Origin of the sequence: Yoonia sp., from assembly GCF_036770585.1 — a bacterium.
Taxonomy (GTDB): Bacteria; Pseudomonadota; Alphaproteobacteria; order Rhodobacterales; family Rhodobacteraceae; genus Yoonia.
The window spans coordinates 1-8,839 of record NZ_DAIPIW010000093.1; the positions used below are offsets into that span (position 1 = coordinate 1).

Annotated in this window: 11 protein-coding genes; 7 read left to right on the top strand and 4 right to left on the bottom strand. The window is 63.3% G+C overall.

Features of this window, described 5'->3' with window-relative positions; genetic code table 11:
• The coding region (locus V7N12_RS12695) for a flotillin family protein (protein WP_333714978.1) at window positions 1-1,556 on the bottom strand (1,556 nt) is incomplete at its 3' end.
• Window positions 1,557-1,589: 33 nt separating this feature from the next.
• On the bottom strand, window positions 1,590-2,336 hold the full coding sequence (locus V7N12_RS12700; protein ID WP_333714979.1) for an OB-fold-containig protein: 747 nt from the start codon (window positions 2,334-2,336) through the stop codon (window positions 1,590-1,592).
• Between the two features lie 207 nt (window positions 2,337-2,543).
• Between V7N12_RS12700 and V7N12_RS12705 the strand changes: the two genes are divergently transcribed.
• From V7N12_RS12705 to V7N12_RS12715, 3 genes are all read left to right on the top strand, one after another.
• Window positions 2,544-2,960 carry a VOC family protein gene (locus tag V7N12_RS12705; RefSeq protein WP_333714980.1) on the top strand — a complete coding sequence of 139 codons (417 nt, stop codon included), beginning with the start codon at window positions 2,544-2,546 and terminating at the stop codon, window positions 2,958-2,960.
• Window positions 2,961-3,011: 51 nt separating this feature from the next.
• Entirely contained in the window at window positions 3,012-4,718 is a 1,707-nt protein-coding gene (locus V7N12_RS12710) for an FkbM family methyltransferase (protein WP_333714981.1), read from the top strand.
• A gap of 76 nt (window positions 4,719-4,794) precedes the next feature.
• On the top strand, window positions 4,795-5,298 hold the full coding sequence (locus V7N12_RS12715; RefSeq protein ID WP_333714982.1) for an MgtC/SapB family protein: 504 nt from the start codon (window positions 4,795-4,797) through the stop codon (window positions 5,296-5,298).
• A gap of 15 nt (window positions 5,299-5,313) precedes the next feature.
• On the opposite strand, the gene V7N12_RS12720 is transcribed toward V7N12_RS12715, so the two are convergent.
• A complete protein-coding gene (locus V7N12_RS12720) occupies window positions 5,314-5,535 on the bottom strand; it encodes a hypothetical protein (RefSeq protein WP_333714983.1) in 222 nt (73 codons plus the stop codon).
• A 143-nt stretch (window positions 5,536-5,678) separates the two neighbouring features.
• On the opposite strand from V7N12_RS12720, the gene V7N12_RS12725 reads away from it, so the two are divergent.
• Together V7N12_RS12725 and V7N12_RS12730 are read left to right on the top strand one after the other, a co-directional pair.
• The gene (locus tag V7N12_RS12725) at window positions 5,679-6,380 is read left to right on the top strand and encodes a cytochrome c oxidase assembly protein (protein ID WP_333714985.1); all 702 of its coding nucleotides are present in this window, start codon (window positions 5,679-5,681) and stop codon (window positions 6,378-6,380) included.
• Between the two features lie 8 nt (window positions 6,381-6,388).
• Window positions 6,389-6,883 (top strand): CopD family protein, encoded by a 495-nt coding sequence (locus tag V7N12_RS12730; protein ID WP_333714987.1) that lies wholly within the window; start codon window positions 6,389-6,391, stop codon window positions 6,881-6,883.
• On the opposite strand, the gene V7N12_RS12735 is transcribed toward V7N12_RS12730, so the two are convergent.
• Window positions 6,853-7,371: a DUF2231 domain-containing protein gene (locus V7N12_RS12735; protein WP_333714988.1), complete on the bottom strand. Its 519-nt coding sequence runs from the start codon at window positions 7,369-7,371 to the stop codon at window positions 6,853-6,855. The two genes, V7N12_RS12730 and V7N12_RS12735, sit on opposite strands and share 31 nt — an antisense overlap.
• On the opposite strand from V7N12_RS12735, the gene V7N12_RS12740 reads away from it, so the two are divergent.
• The gene (locus V7N12_RS12740) at window positions 7,372-8,064 is read left to right on the top strand and encodes a cytochrome c oxidase subunit II (RefSeq protein ID WP_443089967.1); all 693 of its coding nucleotides are present in this window, start codon (window positions 7,372-7,374) and stop codon (window positions 8,062-8,064) included.
• On the top strand, window positions 8,061-8,839 hold a 779-nt coding region (locus V7N12_RS12745), incomplete at its 3' end, for a cbb3-type cytochrome c oxidase subunit I (RefSeq protein WP_333714989.1). The genes V7N12_RS12740 and V7N12_RS12745, both read left to right, overlap by 4 nt.

An 8,839-nucleotide genomic window follows, 5' to 3' on the forward strand; every position in this document is an offset into this window, starting at 1 on the left:
TCCTCGCCGATCTTGCGCAGGGCGGGCAATTGCACGGCCATGCCCATGATGGAATCAAGCGCCTGATTGACAGGCGGTTTGTCGGACCCGCCCGACCCATTGCCTGACCCGTTGCCATTCAGCCCCGAAATCTGGTGGATGCGGATCGTGTCGATCTTTTCGGCGGGCTTGACCATTTCGGCCACGATGCCGGGCAGGGCCTGCAGGCGCGCCAGTTCGATGCGCATCTTGACGATCTCGTCGCTGAGCACGTTTTCCGCACCCGCAAGCGCCTGATTGCCTTCGGCCTGTGCCAGAAGCTCGGCCTTGATCGCCTCGGCGCGGATCTTGATCGCCTCTGCCTCGGCACGGGCTTCTTCCAGACGGGCACTGGCACGGTCCTCGGCGGCGGCGCGTTCGGCGGCCGCGGCAAGCCTGATCTTGGTCGCTTCGCGTTCGGCCTCGCGCGCGGCGTCGATCAGCGCGATCTGCTTGATCCGCTCGGCCTCGGCCACGGCGCGGGCGGTAACGATCGCTTCGGAGGCTTCGGCGGCTTCGGCACGGGCGCGGTCGGCGCTAGCGCGCGCCTGGCTTTCCTTTTCGGACTTTTCGGCGACGATGATCTGGCGTTCCTGTTCGGCCACTTCCAGCGCACGGTCGCGGTTGATCTCGGCGGCGCGGATCGTCTGGTCGCGCGCGATCTCGGCGCTGCGGATCGATTCCTCTTGCGCGATGCGGGCGCGCTCGATCTCGCGCTGGGCATCGGCACGGCGCTGGGCAATCTCGGATTCCTGTGCCGCGCGCAAGGTGGCGACCTCGGCCTCGCGGGCGATGCGGGCGGTCTGTTCGTCGCGGTCGATCTCGAGTTTGGTGCGTTCGGCGTTCATCGCAGAGCGACGGACGTTCACATCGGCCTGTGCCTCGATTTCGGCGCGTTCCATCTTGGATTTCGCGATCACCTCGGCCAGCTTGCGCATACCGACCGCGTTGAAGGCGTTGTTTTCATCCAGTGCTTCGAACGGAGTCTGGTCGAGTGCGGTCAGCGAGACCGATTCCAGCATCAGACCGTTTTTCAGCAAATCCTCGCTGACGGCACTTTGCACCTGCTGGACGAATTCGGCGCGGCTTTCGTGCAATTCGTCCATCGTCAGCTGCGCCGCCACGGCGCGCAGACCGTCGATCAGCTTGCCTTCGATCATCTCGCGCAGCTGGTCGATGTGGAAGGTGCGTTCGCCCAAGGTCTGGGCGGCGCGGCTGATGCCTTCCTCGTTGGCCATGACCGAGACGTAGAATTCCACCCCCACATCGACACGCATCCGGTCGCGGGTGATCATCGCCGCCTCGCCGTTGCGGGTGACCTCTAGGCGCAGCGTCTTCATGTTGACCTGCCGGACCTCGTGCAGCAGCGGAATGACGATCGTGCCGCCATCCATGATGATCCGCTTGCCGCCGGACCCTGTCTTGACCAGCGCGATTTCGCGCGTCGTGCGCCGGTACAGCCGCGCGATGATCAGGGCGGTCAGGACCAGAAGGCCCAGAATGACGCCGATGATGACCAGAAATTCGTTAAGGGGCATGTCGAAATCCTTTTCTAAGGGTAGCAGGGGAAATCAGAGCTGGCTCAGCGCCACGATACGGAACTTGCCGCGGTCAGGGCCAAGCCGGATACGCAGGACGAGCACGTCGGTGCCGGCGGGTATTGCGTCATTGGCATCAAGCGGTTCGGCGCGGATGAAATGGAAATTGCCGTATCCGTCCAGCACGCGCACCTCGGCGGGGGCGTTGCGCCGCGCGGTGCCTTGGCTGACGACCCCCTGACGGCGGTTCAGCATCGCATCCGACCGGACCGATGTTTCCGTTTTCGGAATGAGCCGCGCCAGCAGGCCGCCATAGGCGCGGGCAAACCAGACCCCGATCACCCCCGCAGGCAGCACGGCGACCAGCGCAGGCAGTGGCGCGCCGATGATGTTGGCGGTCACGCTTTGCAGCACATAGCCCGACAGCCCGAACCCCGCGAGCAAGGCCGCAAGCCAGATCAGGACCGGCACCTTGCCGAGGCCCAAAGCATCCGCAACCCCGCCGCCAGTGGGGGCTGGTACAGGTGTGTCCCCGTTCCCAAGATCAAGATCGGCGGGATCAAGGCCGCCCATGTCGATCTTGCCGAGGTCCGGCAGATCGTCGAGGTCGAACCCCGGGTCAAAGCCTGCGGGCGCGTCAAGGTCGACATCCTCGCCGCCGCTGCCCAGGACGCTGCCGCCCATGACGAGCGCTGCGATTTCCAAAAGCAACAGCCCTGCCAACAGCCCCAAGGCGATCGAAAACGGGACCACCGCGGGCGACAGCAGGAAATCAAGCATCAACAGACCAGTTCAGCGTCAAGGACAAGTAGCGCAACGCGATCATTCGCGGCTTGGAAAGAGTGCCTGCAACCTTGAGAAACATCAATCCGGTTTTGGCATCGCTCCGGTCGAATACGGCATCGCGATGTCGCGGCGGTCTATTCACTCTTTGAATTCGCGCAAACGCCGGTGTAGGTCAACGAGGTGCAGCCCAAGGAGACGCCCATGCCCGTGCCATTCCATTTCGCCTATCACGTCACTGATCTGGACGAGGCGCGCGCGTTCTATACCGGCGCGCTGGGGGCCGTCGAAGGCCGGTCCACCGAGACATGGGTCGATTTCGATTTTTATGGCCACCAGTTGAGCCTGCATCTGGGCGAACCTTTCGCCAATGCCCCGACCGGCAAGGTGGGCGATCACATGGTGCCGATGCCGCATTTCGGCGTGGTGCTGCCGCTGGACGACTGGACCGCGCTTGCGGGTCGTCTGGAAGAGCGGCAGACCGATTTCATCCTTGCCCCCTCGGTGCGGTTCAAGGGCGAGCCGGGCGAGCAATGGACGATGTTCTTCCGCGACCCTTCGGGCAACCCGATCGAGATCAAGGGGTTTGCTGCGGAAAATGGCGTTTTTGCAAAGGGGTAAGCCCCGGAAGCTGCCGGCCCTGCCTTGTGCGGTTGTTGAGTGGATTGTTCGATGAAGACGGTTTTTCTGGTCCGGTGTCAGGCCTTCGATAGAATGGCGCGCAATGTGGCGACGTCCTTGTCGGACGCCGGCGCGGATGTCGTTGTGGTCGTGGACGAACGCAACGCGGTGGCCGACACGGCTCCCTTTCCCAAGATCAGCTTGAATGATGCCGAACTGGCGGCGCTGGATTTGCAGGACCTGCCACCCGACTGGGGCTGGCTGTGCGGAGATGTGTGGTACTACGCCGCGCGCCGGCATCTGCCCGAGGCAACGCATTTCTGCTTGGTTGAATCGGATGTTGCCTTTTCCGCCGACGCGGCCGCGCTGTTTGTGGATGCTGTTGGGTCTCACCCGTCGGATGTGCTGGCTGCGGCACTCGGACCAAAAGACACTGCGCCGCTCTATTCGCGTGGATTGCAGGCGCTGGGGTTCGATCCGCAGATCGGCTGTTATTTTCCAGTCACCCGCTGCTCTGCCGCCGCGATTGACTGGATGCTTGACCTGCGCCGCCGGAGCATTGCCGCCGGAGTTGCCTCACTCGTGAATGACGAGGCCATCCTGTGCGCTGCGACGCAGACAGATGAATTTTCCGCAATGTCGTTGGACGACCTGCTGCTGGACCTTTTTTCACGTAGGACCTTCAGCACCAATCCGCCGCATCTTGCCGAGGCCGTTCACCGCTATACCGCGCGTGCAGGGATTTATCATCCTGCGATTCCGCTTGATCTGGTTTTGGCCCGGATTGCCACAGGCGACCGGGGTTATTCGCGCCATCGTATGCGGCGTGTGCTGCGAGGCGCGACCGCAGCTGAAGGCGATTTGATCTTGCAGGCGCTTGATGCCGCCGCAGCAAACGCGCCGCGTTTCGCCGTACTGGCGCGCGCGCTTGGGCTGCACGACCCGATCACCGTACTCGACATCAGAGCCAATCCCCTGATCGAGGGGGCCGCCCCCTATGTGCCATTGTTGCGTGCGGGCCTTGCCGCTGTTTTCGGCTTCGAGCCTCAGGCGGCGGCCTTGGCTGCGCTCAACGCGCAGAAATCCGACGCGGAAACCTATTTCCCCGATGCCGTGGGCGACGGCACAGTTGCAACGCTGCATCTGTATGCCGCGCAAGGCTTTACCTCGCTTTTCCCGATCGATGCGGACAGCGCGCGGTATCTGGGCTTTGGCAGAGGCGCCAATCTTGCGGGCACCCTCGACCTTGTCACCCGCCGGTTGGATGATATCGCCGAAATCCCGCCTGTTGATCTGCTCAAGATCGACGTGCAGGGGGCGGAAACGCAAATCATCGCGCATGGCCGCGAAAAACTGGCACAGGCGCTGGTGGTCATCACCGAAATGCGCATGTTTCCGATCTATCAGGGCGAGCCGCGCTTCGGCGATCTTGCGGCGGAACTGCACGGGCAGGGGTTCGAATTCTTGCGCTTTGCCTCGCTCAAACATGTGGCGCTGTCGCGCAGGCATCGTGGCAGCCTGCGCCGGTCCGAATTCGCGCAGGCGGTGGATGGCGATGCGATCTTCGTGCGTGACCTGCGCAACATGGCGACATTCGACGACGCCAGCCTGAAGAAACTGGCCGTGATCGCGGATGGCGTGATCGACAATGCCGACCTCGTGGTCAGCGTGCTTGAAGTGCTGGAGGATCGCGGCGCTATCCCCACGACGCTGATCCCCGATTATCTGGCGCGTCTGCCTGCGGGCAAACGGCGCTGACATTAGCCGCAGCGCGGAACCCCGGACCTGCGCTCGACGTTGAGCGCGTGCCGTCATGCGATGAAAAGAGACAGGAATGCTGCAAGAGATCTGGACCACCATTGCGGGCGAATTCGCCGACCTTCCCGACCTGGCCACAATCACCATCATCACGCTGCGGCTGCTGATTGCCGCAGCCTTGGGCGGCGTGCTGGGCTATGACCGCGAGCGCAAGGCCAAAAGCGCCGGCGTGCGCACGCATATGCTGGTCGCTGTTGGGGCGGCGCTGTTCGTGATCGGGCCGATGCAGGCGGGCATGGAAATTGCCGATATGTCGCGCGTCCTGCAAGGCATCGTGCAGGGCATCGGGTTTCTGGGGGCAGGGGCCATCATCGTGCGGTCCTCGCGCCATCAGGTCGAAGGCCTGACAACCGCCGCCAGCATCTGGGCAACGGCCGGCATCGGTGTCATCGTCGGGCTGGGGCTGGAGGCGACGGCCGTCCTGTCGACGGCGGTCGTTCTGATCATCTTGTCGGTAATGCCGCTGGTCGTGCCGCGCGCGGTGGTCGAGGACGTGCACGACACAGACCCGCGCCACTAGGCCCGTTCCACGCCGTCAGGGGGCGTTGGCGGGCGGGGTGCCGCTCGGTCCAGAATCAGTCTGTTCGTCACCCGTCTGGTCCTCGTCCTCAACTATTACAGCAGGGTCGTCCGCGACTTCTTGGGTCACGGCCCCCGAAAAGATCAGGAACAGCACCAGAAGGATGAACCCGATCGGGATCATCGCATAGATCAGGCTGCGCGGTATCCCGCGCGTGGCTTTGGGGTCTTGAGGCATGGTCGCTCCCTTCGGGTTGTGCCCTCTTAACGCCCGAAAGCTGCGACAGTTCCGACTGGTGCGGGGAACCATCGCGCGGCGGGGGCGTTCAGCCTGCAAAGGGACTGCACCACACCCCTGCGCACCCAAGGAGAGCCTTGTCGATGGACAGGATTTACTGCGGCCCACCGCCGCTGCCCGATCAGCTCTGGACAAGCTGGAACTTTGATCCGCCGCTGCTGGTGGCTTTGGCCGTCATGGCGTGGCTGTTGCGGCGCAACCCCGCAGGGATCGCGGCGGTTTTTGTGCTGATCGTTGCCTTTGTCTCGCCGCTCTGCGCCCTCTCGGCAGCGCTGTTCTCTGCGCGTGTTGTGCATCATGTGCTGCTGGTCGCTGTTGCCGCCCCCTTGCTGGGCTGGGGCTTTCGCGGCAGCTTCCGGTCGGGGCCGGGCCTACCGTTTGGCGTGGCGACGGCGGTGCTTTGGGGCTGGCACCTGCCTGCGGCCTATGATGCGGCGCTGTCGCATGTCGCGGTCTATTGGGTGATGCAGATTTCCCTTCTGGCAAGCGCTCTCTGGTTCTGGCGGGTGGTTTTCGCCCGCGACGGCGCGCCTGTGCTGCAACTGGTCTATATCATCGCGAACTTTGGCCAGATGGGGCTGTTGGGGGCGATCCTGACCTTTGCACCCTCGGCGCTTTACGAAGTCCATGCGGTTGCCCCGTTCGATTGGGGGATGTCGCCGCTGCGCGACCAACAACTGGGCGGGCTGATCATGTGGGTGCCTGCGGGCCTGCCCTATGCGGTGGCCGTCGTCGTCATGGCGCGCCAAAGCTGGTCCCGGCTGCGGGGTGATCTGTCGTGGTAGAGTGGATCATGACGCTGGTCCCGATCTTCAAATCGGTCCATATCGCGGCGCTGTTGATCTGGTGCAGCGGGCTGTTGATCCTGCCCGTGATGCTTGCACGGCATGAACCGGCGATCGGTGCGGATGATTACACCCATATCCGGCGCGCGGCGCATATCACCTATACGCTTGTCGTAACGCCCGCAGCGGTTGTCGCGGTGATCGCGGGCACCTGGCTGATCTTTCTGCGCGAGGTTTTCGTGCCGTGGTTCTATGCCAAGATGGTCTTTGTCGCGATCCTAGTCGCCCTGCATGCGTGGATCGGGCACATCTTGGTGCTGACCGCCGAAGAGCCGACCGAACACACGCCCCCGTCGCCGGTGATCCCGACAGGGGGGGTGCTGCTGGCCGTCATCGCGATCCTGTGTCTGGTGCTGGCCAAGCCGGCGGCGGACTGGCTCGAGATGCCGGACTGGCTTCTCGAGCCGCGCGGCTACGATTTCCCCTTCGATGTGCCCAGTTGATAGTCAAAGACGAGCTTGCCGCCATGCCAACCCGTGAACATCACCATCAGCACGCAAAGCCCCGACAGCAGGATGCCGTAGGGCAGCACTGCGGATTCGAAACCCGACAGCCTGTGACCCCAGTTCGCCCCGAGGGCGGCGAGCAGCGTGACCGCGATGATGAAATGCGTCCAGGCGGGTGCGCGTGCGCGGATGCCCGAAACCAGCAGCAATTCGGCCGTCCCCGAGATGCCCGCGAACATGCCCAGCAAAAACCCTGTGCCCGCCGCCCAGACCGCGGCCCGCGCCCAGAAGATATCGCCCGTCAGCCAATAGAACACATCCGCACCGAAGGTGCAGAAGGTCAGCGCAACGGGAAAGGCAACGCTCATGGCGTGGATCGGGTGGCCAGCAAGGGCGATCCGCGATTCCGTCTTGTTGAAATCCGGCAATGCGCCAATCGGGTCAATCAGCTCGTCCGCTTCGTTTTCGACTTTGTCATCAGGCATGTGTCACTGGCTCCTCGGGGGTTGATCCTTGCGACAACGCTTTTGGCGCTGAATGGTTGCGATGGTGCGACATCGACGCTGCAAACGGCCGGTCCTGCCGCCCGTGTGATCGCCGATCTGTGGTGGGCCATGCTGGTGGGCGCCGTCCTGATCTTTGTGCTGGTCATGGCCTTGGTGGTGCTGGCCTTCGTGCGGCGCAGACCGGACGTGGCCGCTGACGAAGGCGGGCAGGTGCGGGTCTGGATCATCGCGCTTGGCCTTGCTTTTCCGATGGTCGTGCTGGCGGTGCTGCTGGGCTTCGGGCTGGTCATCGGTGAGCGGTTGTTGCCCCGCGATGATGCCACAGTCGTGCAGGTCGGCGCAGAGGGCCAGCGCTGGGTCTGGACCTTCAGCTATCAGGATGCGCCGGGCCGCGTGACCGAGGATATCCTGCACATTTCCGCAGGCCAGCCCGTGGACGTGTCCATCACCACAGCCGATGTGATCCACAGTTTCTGGGTGCCGCGCCTTGCCGGCAAGCTCGACGCCATTCCTGGCCGCGCCAACGTGCTGCGGATCGAGGCCGATGCGCCGGGCGATTATCAGGGGCTGAGCGCGGAATTCAGCGGCGAAAACTATGCCACCTTCGGGTTCACCGTCAGGGCCCATGACGCGGCCGGATGGGCCGATTTTATCACAGGCGAGACCGAGTGAACGTCGTTGCACGCCATCGCAAGCTCGATGCCATCTGGGCATCAGAGCGGGGTTTCCGGGGCTGGTTTTCCACCGTGAACCACACCGATCTGGGGCGGATGTTCCTTGTCACCTCGTTCTTCTTCTTCATCGTCGGCGGCATCCTTGCGATGCTGATCCGCGCGCAGCTGGCGACGCCGCATTCGGCCTTTGCGGGACCAGAGATCTATAACCAGATCTTCACGATGCACGGGACGATCATGATGTTCCTCTTCGCCATCCCCGCGTTCGAGGGGCTGGCGATCTATCTTCTGCCCAAGATCCTTGGCACCCGCGATCTCGCCTTTCCGCGCCTGACGGCCTATGGCTATTGGTGCTATGTGTTCGGCGGGTTGATGCTGCTGGTGTCGATGCTGCTGGGGATCGCGCCCGACAGTGGCTGGTTCATGTATACGCCCCTGTCCAATGCGATCTATTCGCCCGGCATCAACACCGATTTCTGGCTGATCGGGATCACCTTCGTTGAGATTTCAGCCATCGCTGCTGCAGCCGAGATTTGCGTGTCGATCCTGAAATTCCGCGCCCCCGGCATGACGCTGGCGAAAATGCCGATCTTTGCATGGTATGCGCTGGTCACGGCGCTGATGATCCTGACGGGGTTTCCGCCGCTGATCCTTGGCTCGATCCTGCTGGAGGTCGAACGCGCCTTCGGCTTTCCGTTCTTTCAGGTCGAACTGGGCGGTGACAGCTTGCTGTGGCAGCACCTGTTCTGGCTGTTCGGGCATCCGGAGGTCTA